Origin of the sequence: Nocardioides sp. NPDC000445 (genome assembly GCF_040300245.1) — a bacterium.
Classification (GTDB): domain Bacteria; phylum Actinomycetota; class Actinomycetes; order Propionibacteriales; family Nocardioidaceae; genus Nocardioides.
In genome coordinates, this window is sequence record NZ_JBEPDH010000006.1 from 226,011 (window position 1) to 244,948 (window position 18,938).

General features: G+C 67.1%; 16 protein-coding genes. 15 read left to right on the forward strand and 1 reads right to left on the reverse strand.

Annotated features, from left to right (window positions below):
* The first annotated feature begins 80 nt into the window (after positions 1-80).
* The 7 genes from yajC (at position 81) to ABT304_RS10500 (ending at position 6,846) form a co-directional block, all read left to right on the forward strand.
* Entirely contained in the window at positions 81-449 is a 369-nt protein-coding gene (yajC, locus tag ABT304_RS10470; RefSeq protein ID WP_350714983.1) for a preprotein translocase subunit YajC, read from the forward strand.
* Positions 450-456: 7 nt separating this feature from the next.
* Positions 457-2,169, forward strand: a complete 1,713-nt coding sequence (gene secD / locus ABT304_RS10475; RefSeq protein WP_350714985.1) for a protein translocase subunit SecD — start codon at positions 457-459, stop codon at positions 2,167-2,169.
* Positions 2,169-3,410, forward strand: a complete 1,242-nt coding sequence (gene secF / locus ABT304_RS10480; protein WP_350714987.1) for a protein translocase subunit SecF — start codon at positions 2,169-2,171, stop codon at positions 3,408-3,410. Before secD ends, secF begins: the two co-directional genes overlap by 1 nt.
* Positions 3,407-3,973, forward strand: a complete 567-nt coding sequence (locus ABT304_RS10485; protein ID WP_350714988.1) for an adenine phosphoribosyltransferase — start codon at positions 3,407-3,409, stop codon at positions 3,971-3,973. Before secF ends, ABT304_RS10485 begins: the two co-directional genes overlap by 4 nt.
* A 62-nt stretch (positions 3,974-4,035) precedes the next feature.
* Positions 4,036-6,351, forward strand: a complete 2,316-nt coding sequence (locus tag ABT304_RS10490; protein WP_350714990.1) for a RelA/SpoT family protein — start codon at positions 4,036-4,038, stop codon at positions 6,349-6,351.
* A gap of 13 nt (positions 6,352-6,364) precedes the next feature.
* Positions 6,365-6,565, forward strand: coding sequence for a hypothetical protein (locus ABT304_RS10495; RefSeq protein ID WP_160022886.1), 201 nt, complete (start codon positions 6,365-6,367; stop codon positions 6,563-6,565).
* A gap of 119 nt (positions 6,566-6,684) precedes the next feature.
* Positions 6,685-6,846, forward strand: a complete 162-nt coding sequence (locus ABT304_RS10500) for a hypothetical protein (RefSeq protein ID WP_350714991.1) — start codon at positions 6,685-6,687, stop codon at positions 6,844-6,846.
* A 110-nt stretch (positions 6,847-6,956) separates the two neighbouring features.
* Here the strand turns inward: ABT304_RS10500 and ABT304_RS10505 are convergent, their stop codons facing one another.
* Entirely contained in the window at positions 6,957-8,195 is a 1,239-nt protein-coding gene (locus ABT304_RS10505) for a DUF349 domain-containing protein (RefSeq protein WP_160022890.1), read from the reverse strand.
* 188 nt (positions 8,196-8,383) lie between these two features.
* Here ABT304_RS10505 and ABT304_RS10510 point away from each other — a divergent pair, with 188 nt between their 5' ends.
* The 8 genes from ABT304_RS10510 (at position 8,384) to ABT304_RS10545 (ending at position 18,733) form a co-directional block, all read left to right on the forward strand.
* Positions 8,384-9,079 carry an MBL fold metallo-hydrolase gene (locus ABT304_RS10510; RefSeq protein WP_350714993.1) on the forward strand — a complete coding sequence of 232 codons (696 nt, stop codon included), beginning with the start codon at positions 8,384-8,386 and terminating at the stop codon, positions 9,077-9,079.
* The gene (gene hisS, locus ABT304_RS10515) at positions 9,076-10,425 is read left to right on the forward strand and encodes a histidine--tRNA ligase (RefSeq protein ID WP_350714995.1); all 1,350 of its coding nucleotides are present in this window, start codon (positions 9,076-9,078) and stop codon (positions 10,423-10,425) included. The genes ABT304_RS10510 and hisS overlap by 4 nt, the downstream gene beginning before the upstream one ends.
* A complete protein-coding gene (gene aspS, locus ABT304_RS10520) occupies positions 10,422-12,197 on the forward strand; it encodes an aspartate--tRNA ligase (protein WP_350714997.1) in 1,776 nt (591 codons plus the stop codon). The genes hisS and aspS overlap by 4 nt, the downstream gene beginning before the upstream one ends.
* Before the next feature lie 253 nt (positions 12,198-12,450).
* Positions 12,451-13,464 (forward strand): ABC transporter permease, encoded by a 1,014-nt coding sequence (locus ABT304_RS10525; protein ID WP_350714999.1) that lies wholly within the window; start codon positions 12,451-12,453, stop codon positions 13,462-13,464.
* A 96-nt stretch (positions 13,465-13,560) separates the two neighbouring features.
* Positions 13,561-15,267 carry an ABC transporter substrate-binding protein gene (locus ABT304_RS10530; RefSeq protein ID WP_350715001.1) on the forward strand — a complete coding sequence of 569 codons (1,707 nt, stop codon included), beginning with the start codon at positions 13,561-13,563 and terminating at the stop codon, positions 15,265-15,267.
* Positions 15,268-15,429: 162 nt separating this feature from the next.
* Positions 15,430-16,446, forward strand: coding sequence for an ABC transporter permease (locus tag ABT304_RS10535; protein ID WP_350715002.1), 1,017 nt, complete (start codon positions 15,430-15,432; stop codon positions 16,444-16,446).
* A 14-nt stretch (positions 16,447-16,460) separates the two neighbouring features.
* The gene (locus ABT304_RS10540) at positions 16,461-17,546 is read left to right on the forward strand and encodes an ABC transporter ATP-binding protein (protein WP_350715004.1); all 1,086 of its coding nucleotides are present in this window, start codon (positions 16,461-16,463) and stop codon (positions 17,544-17,546) included.
* Positions 17,546-18,733, forward strand: coding sequence for an ABC transporter ATP-binding protein (locus ABT304_RS10545; RefSeq protein WP_350715005.1), 1,188 nt, complete (start codon positions 17,546-17,548; stop codon positions 18,731-18,733). The genes ABT304_RS10540 and ABT304_RS10545 overlap by 1 nt, the downstream gene beginning before the upstream one ends.
* Positions 18,734-18,938 lie beyond the last annotated feature (205 nt).

The window sequence follows — 18,938 nt, forward strand, 5'->3', positions numbered from 1 at the left end:
TCTCAACCAGGTGCCTGGTTAGACTTGCACGTCGCCGTGCGCCTGCCGGTGACCACTCAGACTGTCGGAGCCGAACCCCCGTGGAATTCCTTCCTTTTATCGTCATCATCGTCCTGTTCTACTTCCTGTTGATCAGGCCGCAGCAGAAGCGTGCGAAGCAGGCTCGTGAGCTCCAGCTCAACCTCCAGCCGGGTGACCGGGTGATGCTGACCGCCGGGCTCTTCGGCACGGTGACGGAGGTCGAGGAGACCACGACGAACATCAAGGTCGAGATCGCCGACGGCGTCGTCATCCAGGTCGTGCGCCAGGCCGTGGCCCAGAAGGTCACCGAGGCGCCTGCGGAGGAGTCCGACGAGGAGACCGGCGAGGAGCGCGAGGTCGAGGCTGCGGCCGACGAGACCTCCGCCGACGCCGAGAACGTCATCGTGGACCTCGACAAGAAGGACTGACCAACACATGGCACGCAAGACAGCGCGCCCCGGCCGGACACTCGCACTGCTCTTCTTGGCCATTGCGATCATGTTCGGCGGCATCGCGTTCGCCGGCACCTGGAAGCCCGAGCTGGGCCTCGACCTGCGAGGCGGCACCGAGATCTCGATGACCGCGGAGAACTCCGAGGGCGGATCGGTCCCGAAGGAGAGCCTCGACGAGGCCAAGGCCATCATCGACCAGCGCGTCAATGGCTCCGGCATCACCGGCGGCCGGGTGACCACCGAGGGCAACGACGTCATCAAGGTCTCCATCCCCGGCACCGGCAAGGTGCAGCAGGAGACCGCCGAGCGCGTCCGACAGACCGCGAAGCTCCGCTTCCGCCTGGTCGCCTGCAGCCCGCAGAAGACGTGTGGTGCCGCGGACCCCAGCGGCTCGATGGTCGAGGACCCCTCGGCCGGCACCGTGCCGGGCACCTCGCCGCGCGCGGCGTTCGGTGGCGAGACCGCCAGCGCCTCCGAGAAGGCGACCGCCTCGGACAAGGCTTCCGAGAAGGCCTCCGAGAGCGCCGACCCGAGCGCCAGCCCCTCGGCCTCGGCGGGTGCCAAGCCCGAGAAGCAGAACGAGAACGAGGTCGTCAAGGTCGACGACGCGGTCAAGTTCATGCGCACCGTGCCGCAGGAGTGGGCGACCGCCTACAACTCCTTCACCTGCCCCGCCCCGGGCGCCGATCCGGTCGAGGACATCCCCGGAAAGCCGCTGCTGACCTGTGACGAGGACGGCGTCCCCTACCTGCTGACGCCTGCCGTCATCGAGGGCACCGAGATCAGCGAGGCCTCCTACGGCATCCCGCAGCAGCAGGCCAACTACGTGGTGACCCTGGACTTCAAGTCCGAGGGCAACAAGGTCTTCGCCGACACCACCGGCGCCATCGCCGGCACCGGTGAGCAGTTCGCGATCGTCCTGGACGGCAAGGTGATCTCCGCCCCGACCGCCGACTCGCGGATCAGCGGAGGCGCCCAGATCAGCGGCGACTTCACCCAGGAGTCCGCCGCCGCGCTGGCCAACAACCTGAAGTACGGCTCGCTGCCGCTCGACTTCCCCGAGGACGGCATCCAGACCCGGGTCATCGGCCCGACCCTGGCCGGTAACCAGCTCACCGCCGGACTCTGGGCCGGTCTGGTCGGCCTGATCCTCGTGGTGATCTTCTCGATCCTCTACTACCGCGCGATGAGCATCGTGGTGATCGGGTCTCTGCTCGTGGCGGGTGCGCTGACGTACGGCATGATCCTGCTGCTCAGCGAGACCGCCGGCGTCACCCTGGACCTTCCGGGCGTGGCCGGTCTGATCGTCGGTATCGGCATCACCGCCGACTCCTTCATCATCCTCTACGAGAGGATGCGTGATGACATGCGTGATGGCCGCTCGATGCGGGTGGCCGTCGACACCGCCTGGGTCCGGGCCCGCAACACCTGCCTGGCCTCCGACGGCGTCTCGTTCCTGGCGGCGTTCGTGCTCTACGTCTTCGCGACCAACGAGGTCAAGGGCTTCGCCTTCATGCTCGGCCTGACCACGATCATCGACGTGCTGGTGTTCTTCTGGTTCACCCACCCGATGACGAAGCTGATGGCCGGTTGGGGCTTCTTCAACAAGGGCCACGTGCTCTCCGGCATGGACAAGCGCGCTATCGGCACCGTCGACGCCCCCACGGGCACCACTCTGGTCGGAGGCAAGGCCTGATGAGCAAGTTCTCCTTCTCGCGGCTCGGCAAGGAGCTCTACACCGGCGAGAAGTCCTTCGACTTCGTCGGCCGCCGGATGGTCTGGTACGCCGCCTCTGCGGTCGTGCTCGTCGCGGTCGTCCTCGGTGTCTGGCTCCAGGGCATCAACCTCGGCATCGACTTCACCGGCGGCACGCGCTACACGGTGACCGTCGCCCAGGCCGACCAGGAGCTCGCCGACGACCTGCGTACGGCGGTCGGTGACACGGCGGTCGAGGCCGCCGACGGCGCCACGGTGCGCACGGCCGGTGGCAAGTCGATCGTCATCGAGACCAAGGCGATCCCCGACGGCTCCGAGGCCGACGACTCGATCATGGAGGCGATCACCAAGACCGCCGACGTGGCCGAGGACGACGTCAGCCGCACCGGCATCGGTCCCAGCTGGGGCCAGCGGGTCGCCTCGAAGGCGGCCCTCGCGCTGGGCATCTTCCTCGTCGGTGTGGTCCTGTTCATCTGGATCTACTTCCGTGAGTGGAAGATGTCGGTCGCGGCCGTCGTCGCGCTGCTTCACGACGTGGTGATCACGGTCGGCGTCTACGCGATCGTCGGGTTCGAGGTGACCCCGGCAACGGTCACCGGCTTCCTGACGATTCTCGGCTATTCGCTCTACGACACCGTGGTGGTCTTCGACAAGGTCAAGGAGAACACCCGCAACCTGTCGCAGAAGAAGCAGACCTACGCCGCCGCGGCCAACCTGGCGATCAACCAGACCCTGGTCCGTTCGGTGAACACCTCGATCATCGGTCTGCTGCCGGTCGTCGCGATCCTCTACGTCAGCACCGTCCAGCTCGGCACCTCCTCGCTGAAGGACATCTCCCTGGTGCTCTTCGTCGGTATGGCCGTCGGCACCTACTCCTCGATCTTCATCGCCACCCCGCTGCTGGTGCACCTGAAGTCGAAGGAGAAGGACGTCGTCGACGCCGAGAAGCGTGCCGCCGCGCGGATGAAGGAAGCCGACAAGTACGCCGCGGTGCCGGTCTTCGACGAGGGCATGCCGGTGGCGGAGGACGAGGAGCCGGACGAGCTCCGGGACACTCCCTCCGAGGACCTTCACGAGGCCGGCGTGAGCCGGGGCACCAGCCCCAACCGCTCCGCGACCGGCCGGGGCCGCAACGTACCCGACCAGCACCGTGCGGTCTCCGACAGCGGCGCCGCCGGGCGTCCGCAGCCCAAGCGCGAGTCGAGGTCGAAGCGGAAGTGACTGTCTCCGAGACGGCCGCTGGTGGCCGGTCGCTCGAGGAAACCCTCGAGCGGCTGGTCGCCGACGTTCCCGACTTCCCGGAGCCGGGTGTCGGCTTCAAGGACATCACCCCGCTGCTGGCCGACCACGCCGGCTTCACCCAGGTGGTCGAGGCGCTGGCAGCTCCGGCGCGCGACGCCGACGGCAACGTGACCGTCACCAAGGTGCTCGGCATGGAGTCGCGAGGATTCATCCTCGGCGCCCCCGCGGCCCTGCACCTCGGCGTCGGCTTCGTGCCCGTCCGCAAGGCCGGCAAGCTGCCCCGCGAGACCCACGCGGTCTCCTACTCGCTGGAGTACGGCGAGGCCACCCTGGAGATCCACACCGACGCGGTCGCGCCGGGGGAGCGGGTGCTGGTCATCGACGACGTCCTCGCGACCGGCGGCACCGCAGCCGCCACGATCGAGCTGGTCGAGCGCTGCGGCGGTGTCGTCGCGGGCGTCTCGGTGCTGCTCGAGCTCGGCTTTCTCGACCCGCGCAGCAAGCTGCCGGCCACGCCCGTGCACGCACTGCTGGTCAGTTGACAGGTCCATTCTGCAGGTGTCGTCCTAGCCAACGTTCCGGGTGCGGCCGGTAGACTCGGGATATGGCAGAGGATCGCATCGTCGCGCAGCCTCGTGCGCACAACATCGAGGCGCGAGAGAGCAGTGGCCCGGCGCCCTCGGGTCGCAGCGTCCGTGCGCGCCTGGCCCGGATCGGCGGACGTGGCACGCCGGGCAATCCTGTGCTGGAGCCGCTGTTCCGGGCGGTGAGGTCCAACCACCCCAAGGCCGACCTGGCCCTGCTCGAGCGGGCGTACGTCACCGCCGAGCGCCTCCACGGCACGCAGATGCGCAAGAGCGGCGATCCCTACATCACCCACCCGCTCGCGGTGACCACGATCCTCGCCGAGCTCGGCATGACCGAGCCGACCCTGGTGGCCGCGCTGCTGCACGACACCGTCGAGGACACGCCCTACACGCTCAAGGAGCTGACCCGGGACTTCGGTGAGGAGGTCGCCCACCTCGTCGACGGCGTCACCAAGCTCGACAAGGTCACCTACGGCGACTCCGCGCAGGCCGAGACGATCCGCAAGATGGTCGTGGCGATGTCGCGGGACATCCGGGTGCTGGTGATCAAGCTCGCCGACCGCCTGCACAACATGCGTACGCTGCGCTACGTCCCGCAGAAGAGCCAGGAGCGCAGCGCGCGCGAGACCCTCGACATCTACGCGCCGCTGGCCCACCGGCTCGGTATGAACACCATCAAGTTCGAGCTCGAGGACCTCGCCTTCGCGACCCTCTACCCGAAGATGTACGACGAGCTCGTCCGCCTCGTCGCCGACCGCAACCCGTCACGGGAGAAGTTCCTGGCCCAGGTCATCGACCAGGTCGAGCGCGACCTGCACGAGGCCCGGATCAAGGCGACGGTCACCGGCCGGCCGAAGCACTACTACTCGATCTACCAGAAGATGATCGTCGGCGGTAAGGACTTCTCCGACATCAACGACCTGGTCGGCATCCGGATCCTGGTCGAGGACGAGCGCGACTGCTACTCCGTCCTCGGCATCCTGCACTCGCGGTGGAACCCCGTCCTGGGGCGCTTCAAGGACTACATCGCGATGCCGAAGTTCAACATGTACCAGTCGCTGCACACCACCGTCATCGGCCCGCAGGGCAAGCCGGTCGAGCTGCAGATCCGCACCTTCGCGATGCACCGCCGCGCCGAGTTCGGTGTCGCCGCGCACTGGAAGTACAAGGAGGACGGCCGCGCCGGTGTCGACACCGACCGGCCGATGGACAACGACATGAGCTGGGTCAAGCAGCTCATGGACTGGCAGTCGGAGGTCAACGACCCCGGCGAGTTCCTGGAGTCACTGCGCTTCGAGATGAAGCGCACCGAGGTCTACGTCTTCACGCCCAAGGGCGACGTGATCGCCCTGCCCGCCGACGCGACCCCGGTCGACTTCGCCTACGCCGTCCACACCGAGGTCGGCAACAAGACCATCGGCGCCCGAGTCAACGGCCGTCTGGTGCCGTTGGAGTCGACCCTGGAGAGCGGCGACGTCGTCGAGGTCTTCACCTCCAAGTCGCCCAACGCCGGTCCGTCGCGGGACTGGACCTCCTTCGTCAAGTCCAACCGCGCCAAGGCGAAGATCCGGCAGTGGCACACCCGTGAGCGCCGCGACGAGGCCATCGAGAAGGGCCAGGACGCGATCGCCCGGCTGATGCGCAAGGAGGGCCTGCCCCTCAAGCGGCTGATGTCGCGCGAGTCGCTCATGCTCGCCGCCGACCACTTCGACCTCGCCGACGTCGAGGCGCTCTACGCCGCGGTCGGCGAGAGCCACCTCTCCGCCCAGGCGGTCGTACGCCGCGTCATCGAGGATCACGGCGGCGACGACGGGGCCGCCGAGGACCTCGCCGAGGCCATCAACGTCGGCCGCAGGCGCCACGGCAAGGTCTCCACCGCCAACTCCGACGCCGGTGTGACCGTCAAGGGTTCCCCGGACGTCTGGGTCAAGCTCGCCAAGTGCTGCACGCCGGTGCCTGGCGACGAGATCCTCGGCTTCGTCACCAAGGGTGGGGGAGTCTCGGTCCACCGCACCGACTGCACCAACGCCGCCGAGCTCCGCTCCCACCCCGAGCGCCTGCTCGAGGTCGAGTGGGGCTCCACCTCCAACTCGGTCTTCCTGGTCAACATTCAGGTCGAGGCGCTCGACCGGGCCCGACTGCTTTCCGACATCACGATGGCTCTCTCCGACGCCCACGTGAACATCCTCTCGGCCCAGCTGACCACCACTCGCGACCGCGTCGCGAAGTCCCGATTCTCCTTCGAGATGGCCGACTCCAAACACCTGGACACCGTCTTGAAGCAGGTACGCACCGTCCCCGGCGTCTTCGACGCCTACCGCGTCACCCAATGAAAGTGAGTATCTCGTGGATCCTTTCACCTGGTTTCTGATCGCCGCAGGCGTCGTCTTCATCGGCGCGATCGTGTGGCTGGTGCTGAGAAAGCCGTCGGGAGGCATCGACGAGTCCGTGGCGAACCGGAACCGGGGCCAGGCCCTGGGAGAGGCCGAGTATCAGGGCCGCCCGCACCACGGCGGCTCTGACGGTGGGATCTCCGGCGTCCTGTGACCATCGCCGAGTCGGCGAGTCGTCGCTACTGACACTCCAGGCAACGGGACGTTCGTGCCGACTGGATCGTTGTCCTGGAAAGATGCGTCGACTCGGGCGCACGACAGAGGGAGCACGGCATGTTCACCTGGATCCTCATCATCGGCGGCGTACTTCTCCTCGCAGGCATCGTCTGGACCGCCCTGGGCAAGGGCGGGAAGCCCGTCGACCACGCTGACGTGCGCCACGCGAAGATCCGCAACGCCGGGAAGGGCGACTACTACGGCGGCGCCGGCATGTGACCGGACGCCGAGTCGGCGCGTCACGACGAGCCGACTCGGCCGGATTCCTGGTCAGAACGGGCCGACTCGGCACGCCTGAGTGGGACAGACGCGCCGAGTCGAGGGGTGGGTCAGGAGAAGTCGGCGCTGGCGCGCTTGGCCATCTCGAGGAACTGACGACGCGACTCGAGGTTCTCCTCGAGGCTCTTGATCTTGCGGGCGTCCCCCGAGGCCTGGGCCTTGGCGAGGTCGCTCTCGACCTGGGCGATGGCCTCCTCGAGCTTCGCGATCATGTCGTCGGCTCGAGCGGACTTCTCCGGGTCGGACTTCCGCCACTGGTCGTCCTCGGCGGACTTGATGGCCTGCTCGACCTTGCGCATCGCTCCCTCGAGCTCCTTGATGCGGTCGCGCGGGACCTTTCCGGCCTCGTCCCAGCGGTCGGCGATGTCGCGGAAGGAGCGCTTGACCGCGTCGAGGTCGTCGCCCTTCTCCAGCAGCGGGAGGAGCTCCTGCGCCTCGGCGAGCAGACCCTCCTTGACCACGGCGTTCTGTGCGAACTCGGCGTCGAGCGCCGCGTTGGCAGCGTCACGGGCACCGAAGAAGACGTCCTGGGCGGCCCGGAACTGCTTCCAGAGCTTGTCGTCGACGTCCTTCGGAGCCGGCCCGGCGGCCTTCCAGTCGCGCATCAGGTCGCGGTAGCGCCCGGCGGTGGGGCCCCAGTCGGTGGAGGTGGAGAGCTGCTCGGCCTCGACGATGATCCGCTCCTTGATCACCTTGGCGTCCTCGCGCCGAGCGTTGAGCTCGGCGAAGTGGGCCTTGCGGCGACGCGTGTAAGCGGTGCGCGCCGTCGAGAAGCGCCGCCACAGTGCATCGTCGGACCCGCGGTCGATGCGGGGGAGCGCCTTCCACTGGTCGAGCAGCTCACGCAGCCGGTTGGCACCGTTGCGCCAGTCGTTGCTCTGGGCCAGCTTCTCGGCCTCGTCGACAAGAGCCTCCTTGGCGACCTTCGCCTCGGCCGCCTTCGCGGCCCGCTCGGCCTTGCGGGCCTCGCGCTGGGTGGCGATGACCGGAGCGAGTGCCTCCAGCCGGGCCACCAGCGAGGCCAGATCACCGACCGCGTTGGCGTCGGTCACCTTCTCCACGACGGTCTTGACCGCCGCGGTCGCCTCGTCGGGCGACGTCTTGCCGGCATGCACGCGCCGCTCGAGCTGCTCGACCTCGAAGGCGAGCTGGTCGAACCGGTTGGTGAAGAAGGCAAGTGCCTCCTCTGGCGTGCCTTCCGGGTATTGCCCCACGGAACGCTCGCCCTCAGCGGTCTTCACGTAGACCGTTCCGTCTTCCTCGACCCGACCCCACTGCTCGCTGGTCACAATGTCCCTACTCTTCGCATGAGGCGCTAACCTCTTATGAAATCTCCCCCGCCGGACACCGTGCTCGTCACAGTCCCGGTCGGCTCAACTTGCAGGTCCCCGTGGTGTCCCGGCACACCTCGGGATGCCCATCGTAGTCAGACGCCACGATGCGGCGCTGCACTGTACCGCTGGATAGGGTGTTTCTCGTGTTGATCGCAGGCTTTCCCGCCGGTCCGTGGGGCACCAACTGCTACGTCGCCGCCACCGGGCCGGGCACCGAGTGTGTCGTGATCGACCCCGGGAAGGACGCCGCCAAGGGCATCGAGGAGATCGTCCGGGAGCAGCGCCTCAAGCCGGTCGCCGTGCTCCTCACCCACGGCCACGTCGACCACATGTGGTCCGTGACCCCGGTGAGCAGGACGTACGACTCGACGGCCTGGATCCATCCCAACGACCGTCACCTCCTGGCCGACCCGCTCCAGGGCATCTCGCCGGAGTCGGCGCAGATGCTGCTCGGCATGCCGCAGGGGACCTACGACTTCGTGGAGCCCGACAACGTCCGCGAGCTCGCTGACGGCCAGGCCATCGACCTGGCCGGGATGAGCTTCCTGATCGACCATACGCCCGGGCATACCGAGGGGTCGGTCACCTTCCGGACTCCCTATCCCGACCACGCCGAGGTCAGTGACGTGATGTTCTCCGGCGACCTGCTCTTCGCGGGCAGCATCGGGCGTACGGATCTCCCCGGCGGTGACCACGCCACGATGCTGCAGTCCCTGACCACCAAGGTGCTGCCCCTCGCCGACGACATCGTGGTGCTCCCCGGCCATGGCGAACAGACCTCGATCGGGCGCGAGCGCGCCACCAACCCGTTTCTTCAGGACCTGATCACCACACCATGAACAAGCCAACACCGCTCTCCGGCTTCCCGGAGTTCCTGCCGAGCCAACGCACCGTCGAGCGCGAGGTCATCGCGACCCTGAGCCGCACCTTCGAGCTCCACGGTTTCGGCAACATCGAGACCCGCGCCGTCGAGCCGATGGACCAACTGCTGCGCAAGGGCGACACCTCCAAGGAGGTCTACGTCCTGCGCCGGTTGCAGGAGGAAGACAACGCCAGGGACAAGGGGATGGGGCTCCACTTCGACCTCACCGTCCCCTTCGCGCGCTACGTGCTCGAGAACGCCGGCAAGCTGGAGTTCCCCTTCCGCCGCTACCAGATCCAGAAGGTCTGGCGAGGTGAGCGCCCGCAGGAGGGCCGCTTCCGCGAGTTCGCGCAGGCCGACATCGACATCGTCGGACGCGACACGCTGCCGTTCCACCACGACGTCGAGGTCGCCCGGGTCATGCTCGAGGCCCTCGGCAAGCTGACCTTCCTGCCCGGCTTCACGCTGCAGGTCAACAACCGCAAGCTGATCCAGGGCTTCTACGCCGGTCTCGGCGCCCCCGACGTCGAGGAGACCATGCGGCTCATCGACAAGCTCGACAAGATGCCGGCCGAGGAGGTCGGCAAGCTGCTGGTCTCCGAGGCGGGGCTGAGTGACGAGCAGGCGGCCAAGTGCCTCGAGCTCGCCACGATCACCGCCACCGACGACTCCTTCGTGGAGAAGGTCCGTGCGCTCGGGGTCGAGAGCGAGCTGCTCGAGGAGGGCCTGACCGAGCTGGCCACGCTGATCACCGCCACCGCGCCGCTCAACACCGATTCCGTACGCGTCGTGGCCGACCTGAGCATCGCCAGGGGCCTGGACTACTACACCGGCACCGTCTTCGAGACCCGCCTGGACGGCTACGAGTCGCTGGGCAGCATCTGCTCCGGTGGCCGCTACGACGCGCTCGCCAGCGACGGCAAGACCACCTACCCGGGCGTCGGGATCTCGCTCGGCGTGAGCCGCGTCCTGGTGCCCCTCGTGCAGAAGGGTGTGCTCGACGGCGACCGCAAGGTCCCGAGCACCGTGCTGGTCGCCGTCTCCGACGAGGAGAGCAGGGCCGAGGCCGATTCGGCGGCCCAGCAGCTGCGCGCTCACAATGTTGCCTGCGAGGTCTCGCCCAACGCCGCCAAGTTCGGCAAGCAGATCCGCTTCGCGGAGCGCCGCGGCATCCCGTACGTCCTCTTCGCCACCGAAGGCGGCTACGAGATCAAGGACATCCGCACCGGCGACCAGGTCCCGGCCGACCCGGCCACCTGGACGCCGCAGAACGAGAGCGACCTGAAGCCCCAGGTCGTCGCGAACAACGAGGAGAAGAAGTGATCCGCACCCACGACGCCGGCACCCTGCGTGCCGAGCACGTCGGCCAGACCGTGACCCTCGCCGGCTGGGTAGGCCGTCGGCGCGATCACGGCGGGGTCGCGTTCCTCGATCTGCGTGAGTCAAGCGGCGTGGTCCAGGTCGTCGTCCGCGACGAGGAGATCGCCCACCACCTGCGCAACGAATACTGCATCAAGGTCACCGGCGAGGTCGTCGCGCGCACCGACGAGAACCGCAACCCCAACCTCGCCACCGGTGAGATCGAGGTCGTCGCCAAGGACCTCGAGGTCCTCAGCGCCGCCGCGGCCCTCCCGTTCCCGATCGACGACCACGTCGAGGTCGGCGAGGACGTACGTTTCAAGCACCGCTACCTCGACCTGCGCCGCACCGCGCCCGGCAACGCCATCCGCCTGCGCTCGAAGGCCAACAAGGCCGCCCGCGACGTGCTGGCCGGCCACGACTTCGTCGAGATCGAGACCCCGACGCTGACCCGCAGCACTCCCGAGGGCGCCCGTGACTTCCTGGTCCCGGCCCGACTGCAGCCGGGCTCGTGGTACGCACTGCCGCAGTCCCCGCAGCTGTTCAAGCAGCTGCTCATGGTCGGCGGCATGGAGCGCTACTACCAGCTCGCCCGCGCCTACCGTGACGAGGACTTCCGCGCCGACCGGCAGCCGGAGTTCACCCAGCTCGACATCGAGATGAGCTTCGTCGAGCAGGACGACGTGATCGCCCTCGGCGAGGAGATCGTGGCGGCGCTGTGGAAGCTGATCGGCTACGACGTGCCGCTCCCGCTGCCGCGGATGACCTACGCCGACGCGATGGCCAAGTACGGCTCCGACAAGCCCGACCTGCGCTTCGGCATCGAGATCACCGAGTGCACCGACTACTTCTCCGAGACGACGTTCCGCGTCTTCCAGGCGCCCTACGTCGGCGCCGTGGTGATGCCGGGCGGCGCGAGCCAGCCGCGGCGTCAGCTCGACGGCTGGCAGGACTGGGCCAAGCAGCGTGGCGCCAAGGGCCTGGCGTACGTCCTGGTCCAGGAGGACGGCTCGCTGACCGGTCCGGTCGCCAAGAACCTCTCCGAGACCGAGGCCGCCGGACTGGCCGCTCACGTCGGCGCCAACCCCGGCGACTGCATCTTCTTCGCCGCCGGTGCGCCCAAGTCGAGCCGCTCCCTGCTGGGTGCCGCCCGGCTCGAGATCGGCAACCGTCTCGACCTCCGCAAGGACGGCGAGTGGAGCTTCCTGTGGGTCGTCGACGCGCCGCTGCTCGAGCCGGCCTCCGAGGCCGTCGAGTCCGGTGACGTCGCGGTCGGCGCGGGGGAGTGGACCGCGGTCCACCACGCCTTCACCAGCCCGCAGGACGTCGAGAGCTTCGACAAGGACCCAGGCAACGCCATCGCCTGGGCCTACGACATCGTCTGCAACGGCAACGAGATCGGCGGTGGCTCGATCCGTATTCACCGCGAGGACGTGCAGAAGCGGGTCTTCGACCTGATGGGAATCGGCGAGGAGGCGGCCGAGGAGAAGTTCGGCTTCCTGCTCGAGGCATTCAAGTTCGGTGCCCCGCCGCACGGCGGCATCGCCTTCGGCTGGGACCGCGTCGTCGCGCTGCTCGCCGGCACCGACTCGATCCGCGACGTCATCGCCTTCCCGAAGACGGGTGCCGGTTACGACCCGCTCACCGCGGCCCCGGCGCCGATCACCCCCGAGCAGCGCAAGGAGGCCGGCGTCGACGCCAAGCCGGCTCCTGCGGCGCCCGCTGAGGGCGAATAGGCGAACTGAGCGCCCTTCGCGCAGAGCCAACAGAGTCTCCGGGACCGGTCCGCCGGTCCCGGAGACTCTCGTCGTTCAGCGGTGAATGGCAAGAATCCCTCCCGATCTGCCGTATCACTGGTTGAAATCGGATCGTTACCGGTACGGGGCGCATCCGAGCAAAGGGATCACATAGAGTTCCATCCGTCGACCTCGTGGGTCGGACGCTGCCGTGCGACGGCGGCACCCACAAATACGACTAGACAGAGGAACCATGAGCGAATCGGCCACCGTGTTCGAAGGTGAAGAACTCTCGGGTGGATCGACACCTTCGTCTTCGCCTGAGGAGGCGAAGAAGTTCGCCGGCAAGTCACCGATGAAGCTGGCGTGGATGCGGCTTCGCAAGGACAAGCTGACGATGGTGTCGCTGACCGTGGTCGTCTTGGTGGTCCTGGCTGCCGTCCTGGCCCCCCTTCTTGTCAAGATGGGCGTGCTGGACCCGTTCAGCTACAACCAGGACCTGCTCGACGCCAACACCATCCCCGAGGGCAGGTTCAGCGGCGCGAGCCTCTCGCACCCGCTCGGCGTGGAGCCTGGAACGGGCCGCGACGCCCTGTCCCGGTTCTGGTATGGCATCACTTTCTCGTTGGCGATCGCGCTGACCGCGGCGATCCTCTCGGTGGTCATCGGGGCGATCATCGGGATCGTCGCCGGGTTCAGCGGCGGCTGGGTGGACGCGGGCCTGAGCCGCTTCACCGACCTGACCCTGTCCTTCCCGTCGACGCTGATGCTGCTGGCGCTCTCGGCCCTCGGCCTCGAGCTCGTGCAGCAGGTGACGGGACTGCCCAACGGACCATTGGCCCAGGGGATCTACTGCACCGTGGTGCTCGCGATCTTCGGTTGGACCAGCACCGCCCGTGTGGTCAGAGGACAGGTCTTGTCGATCAAGCAACGCGAGTTCGTCGAGGCCGCGATCGTGCTGGGTGCCTCCAGGTCGAGGATCTACTTCAAAGAGATCCTCCCCAACCTCTGGGCGCCGTTGCTGGTGCTGGTCACCTTGATGATGCCGGCCTACATCTCGGCCGAGGCGGCCCTGAGCTACCTCCAGGTCAGCGTGAAGCCGCCGACGCCCACGCTCGGCAACGTCCTCGCGGACTCCTTGAAGTACGCGCAGGTCGATCCGTTCTACTTCTTCATGCCCGCGATCATCATCGCGACGATCGTGATCTCGTTCAACCTTCTCGGGGACGGGTTGCGAGACGCCCTTGATCCCAAGGGTGACAGGTGAGCCTCGGGGCTCCGTACACACACAGGTGACCCGCCCGGGACACCGTTACGGCGTCAGTTGTCAGAGGCTGACGGCGACCACACCAAGGAGAAACGAATGCTCAAGAAGCGAGCTAAGTACGTAGCGGTGAGTGCCGCTGGCGTGCTCGGGCTTTCGCTGGGCCTGGCTGCCTGTGGCGGCGGGGACGGCGGCGGTGACTCGAGCGCCAAGGGCTTGACCATCGTCACCGAGGACCCGTGGGACCACCTGGACCCGCAGCGGATCTACGTGGGCGAGACGATCTCCCACACGACGCGTCTGGTCTACCGCAAGCTGCTCTCGAACCCGGCGTCGACCGACCCCAAGGTCTCGCAGAAGCCGATCCCGGACCTGGCGACCGACGAGGGCACCTCGACCGAGGGCGCGAAGACCTGGTCGTTCACCATCAAGGACGGCGTGAAGTGGGAAGACGGCTCCGAGATCACGTGTGAGGACTTCGCCTACGGTGCCTCGCGCAACTTCGCGGCCGACGAGCTCACCGGTGGCCCGGGCTTCTACCTGACCGCCAAGCTGGCCCTCAAGGGCGAGTACCCGGGCCCGTACACCGCGACCCCGGAGCAGCAGGCTGACTTCGACCAGGCGGTGACTTGCGATGGCAAGACCATCACCTACAAGTTCAAGTCCCCGTGGCCGGACTTCCCGCTGGCGATCTCGTCGCTGCACATGATGGACCCGTACAAGAAGTCCGAGGACAAGGGCGCCAAGAACGACGACGTCATCTTCTCCAACGGCCCGTACAAGGTCGACACCTGGAACGCCCAGAAGGGCGGCACCCTGGTGCGTAACGACGAGTACGACCCGGAGACCGACGACAAGTCGCTCCGTGAGGCGAAGCCGGACACCATCACCGTGCAGTTCGGTGAGAAGGCCGCGACGACCTACGAGAAGCTCTTCTCCGACAGCCCCGACTCGCAGACGACCATCGTCAGCGGTTCGCGCGTCCCGCCGGAGTTCTTCCCCCGCCTCACCGAGGCCGGCGTCAAGGACCGCTACGTCCAGGTCCAGTCGCCCTACGTCGACTACCTGGTTCCGAACCAGAACCAGATGAAGGACCCGAAGGTTCGTAAGGCCCTGGCCCTCGCGACCAACGTCGAGTCGTGGATCGCCGCCGGCGGTGGCGAGAAGGCCTACACCCCGGCCGACTCCATCGTGAACCCGGCCGTTCCGGGCTACGTGCCCAACCCGGCCTACAAGGACCGCAACCTCAAGGGTGACCCGGCCGCAGCCAAGAAGCTCCTCACCGAGGCCGGCGTCGAGATGCCGTACCCGATCACCTTCACCTACCCGCAGAGCGACACCGCTGACAAGCAGGCCTCCGCGCTGGTCGAAGGCTGGGAGGCCGCCGGCTTCAAGGTCACGCTCGACCCGCTGGGTGACGTCTACTACTCCAACATCCAGAAGCCGTCCAACAAGGCTGACGTGATGTGGGGCGGTTGGGGCGCCGACTGGGGCTCCGCGATGACTGTCACCGCGGCGCTGTTCGACAGCCGTCAGATCGAGAAGACCACCAACGGTCAGAACTACGGTAACTACAAGAACCCGGCCGTCGACAAGCTGTTCGACGACGCCGCCAACTCGGCGACCATCGAGGAGCAGAACAAGTTCCTCCAGGAGGCCGACGCGACCCTGGGCGAGGACGTCGCCTACATCCCGCTGGAGATCGCGACCTTCAACTGGGTCCACGGCTCCAAGGTGAAGGACTTCATCACCACCGATGCCTCCTCGTCCTACCCGGACCTGGCGACCATCGACGTCGAGGACTGATCCTTCAGCTCCGCAACACCGTTCGGACGGCCCTGAGCTGATCCGAACATGGAGGCGGGGCTCGCCAGAGCCCCGCCTCTCCCATGTACCTGGACACGATTCCCCCCGGACGACACCCCACGACGGTGGTCCGGCCGATCCCAATGAAGGTGAGACCCACCGATGGTCGCCTACATCATCCGGCGCGTGATCGTCGGCTTGCTCATGCTGGTGGCGATGAGCTTCATCGTCTTCGCACTGTTCTTGAAGAACCCGGTCGACCCGGCACAGTTCTCCTGCGGCAAGAACTGCCCCCCTGAGCGCATCGAGGAGACCCGTCAGGCCCTCGGCTACGACCAGCCGCTGTTGGTCCAGTGGGGCAACTTCGCGAAGGGCGTCGTCGTCGGCCGCGAGTATCCCGCCGACGAGGCGATGCGCGAGGCGAACCCCGAGCTGGTGACTGAGTGCGCCGCGCCCTGCCTGGGCTACTCCCAGCAGCTGCAGATGACCGTCAACGATGAGATCGCGGAGGCAGCGCCGGTCTCGATCTCGATCGCCCTGGTCGCGGTCACCATCTGGGTCGTCTTCGGAGTGCTGTTCGGAGTGCTCGCAGCGGTCTTCAAGGGAACCCTCGTGGACCGCGGGGTCGTCGGAGCCACGCTGTCCCTCTACGCTTTTCCGACGTTCTTCGTGGGCGCTTTGCTGATCAACTTCGTAGCCATCAAGTGGGGGATCTTCCCCGCGCCGGGATACGTACCGATCGCCGAGGGTGGTGTCGGGCAATGGCTGGTCCAGCTCATGCTCCCCGGGTTCACCCTAGCGGCGGTCTACATGGCGGGCTACGTACGCATGACCCGGGCGTTCGTACTCGAGTCGATGAGCGAGGACTACATCCGCACCGCGAAGTCCAAGGGCGTCAAGAGCAACAAGGTGCTCTTCAAGCACGCGCTGCGCGCGGCACTGACCCCGCTGGTGACCATGTTCGGTCTCGACTTCGCAGCCGTCCTCGGCGGTGCGATCATCACCGAGGACGTCTTCAACTACTACGGTCTCGGAAAGCTCGCGGTGACCGCGAACGAGACCTACGACCTTCCCACCATCGTGGGCCTGGTGCTGCTCCTCGGGGCTCTGGTGATCCTCGCCAACATCATCGTCGACGTCCTGTACGCCTTCATCGACCCGCGCGTGCGCGTCGCCTGAGGAGGATCTGATTCATGACTGACCTTTCCACCACGCCCGAGACGAGGCCGGCCAACGATGGCGCGTTCCTCTCGGTGCGGGACCTGAAGGTTCACTTCTCCACCTCCGACGGCATCGTCAAGGCGACCGACGGTCTCTCCTTCGAGCTCGAGCGCGGCAAGACGCTCGGCATCGTGGGCGAATCCGGCTCCGGCAAGTCGGTCTCCAGCTCGGCGATCATGGGGCTGCACCGCGGCACCAACGCCATCCTGAGCGGCGAGATCATGCTCGACGGCGTCGACCTGCTCAAGGTGAGCAACGAAGAAATGCGCAAGCGTCGCGGCCGCGACGTGGCGATGATCTTCCAGGACCCGCTCTCCGCGATGCACCCCTACTACTCGGTGGGCAACCAGATCATGGAGGCCTACCTGGTTCACAACGACGTGTCCAAGAGGGAGGCGCGCAAGCGCGCCATCGAGATGCTCGACCGTGTCGGCATCCCGCAGCCCGACCGTCGCGTGGACGACTACCCGCACCAGTTCTCCGGCGGAATGCGTCAGCGCGCGATGATCGCGATGGGGCTGATCAACAACCCGAGCCTGCTCATCGCCGACGAGCCGACCACGGCTCTCGACGTGACGGTCCAGGCGCAGATCCTCGACCTGCTCCAGGACCTGCAGCGCGACTTCGACGCCGCGGTCATCATCATCACCCACGACCTGGGTGTCGTGGCTGAGATGGCCGATGACGTACTCGTGATGTACGCCGGGCGCGCGGTCGAGTACGGCCCGTGCAAGGAGATCCTCACCCACCCGCAGATGCCCTACACCTGGGGTCTGCTCTCCAGCGTGCCGGATCTGACCGCGTCGACCGAGGCCAAGCTGATCCCGATCCGGGGCAACCCGCCCTCGCTGCTCAACCCGCCGCCTGGATGCGCGTTCGAACCGCGCTGTGACCACGTTGCGAAGGTGGGCGGCGACCTGTGCCGGACGACCCTTCCCGACCTCACCCCGGCCAGCAGTGGTGGCAACCACACCAAGCGTTGCCACATCAAGAACGCCGACGAGGTCTACGAGGCAGAGATCCTGCCCGAGATCGCACCTGACCTGGTGGAGGACTGATGAGCGACACCACGACTACCACCGCGGCCTCGGTCGCGCCGGCGAGCACCGAGACGGTGCTCTCGGTCGAGAACTTGAAGATGCACTTCCCGGTCAAGGGCAGCGGCGTGATCCGGCGTACGGTCGGGCACGTCAAGGCCGTCGACGGGGTCTCCTTCGAGGTGGCCAAGGGCAGCGCCCTGGGCCTCGTCGGCGAGTCGGGCTGTGGCAAGTCCACCACCGGACGGATGGTGACGCGGCTCTACCAGCCCACCGAGGGGAAGATCAACTTCGAGGGCACCGACATCGCCAACTACTCGGGTAGGAAGCTGCACCCGATGCGCCGGGAGATCCAGATGATCTTCCAGGACCCGTCGACCTCGCTGAACCCGCGTCACACGGTCGGGTCGATCATCGGCGCGCCGCTGCGGATCCACAACATGGTGCCCAAGGACAAGGTGCTCAGCCGGGTCCAGGAACTGCTCGAGCTCGTCGGTCTCAACCCCGAGCACTACAACCGCTACCCGCACGAGTTCTCCGGCGGCCAGCGCCAGCGCATCGGCATCGCCCGGGCCATGACCCTGCAGCCGAAGCTGCTCGTCGCCGACGAGCCGGTCTCCGCGCTGGACGTGTCCATCCAGGCCCAGGTGATCAACCTTCTGCAGGACCTGCAGAAGGAGTTCGACATCTCCTACCTGTTCATCGCGCACGACCTCGCCATCGTCCGTCACTTCTGCCCCGAGGTCGCGGTGATGTACCTCGGCAAGATCGTGGAGATCGGTGACCGCGAGTCGATCTACGAGCACGCTCACCACCCCTACACCCAGGCGCTGCTCTCCGCCGTGCCCGACGTGAAGCAGGCCGCGATCGGCGGCCGCCGTGAGCGGATCCGGCTGGAGGGCGACGTACCTTCGCCGATCAACCCGCCCTCGGGCTGCCACTTCCGCACCCGCTGCTCCATCGCCAAGGACATCTGCTCCGTGGTCGAGCCGCCGCTGCTGCAGATCGGCAAGAAGCACAAGGTCGCCTGCCACTTCCCGGGTGAGATCCACCAGCACCCGGAGAAGCCGGTCACCGCGCCGCTCCTGGGCGTCGACGAGTTCGGTGCGCCGGACCCGGGCGCGAGCCCGGCGGAGGTCCCGGGCGACGGTCCGGGCTACGCCGACACCTGGTACGACCTGGCGAACAATTCGCGGGGTCGCTCCTGAGAATCTCCGGCGTATCGCCGAGATTACGAAAGACGGTCCGCAGCCTTTGGCTGCGGGCCGTCTTTGTTACGCATGTGTCACACGTCACTGTCGGTATCGAACCGTTACCTGTAGCCCCGACCGAACCGCTGGATCTTGGCATACCTTGATGCAGCGCACCGGCTCGGGACGGCGCGAAGTGGTCTGTTCTTGGGCGTACCGAGCC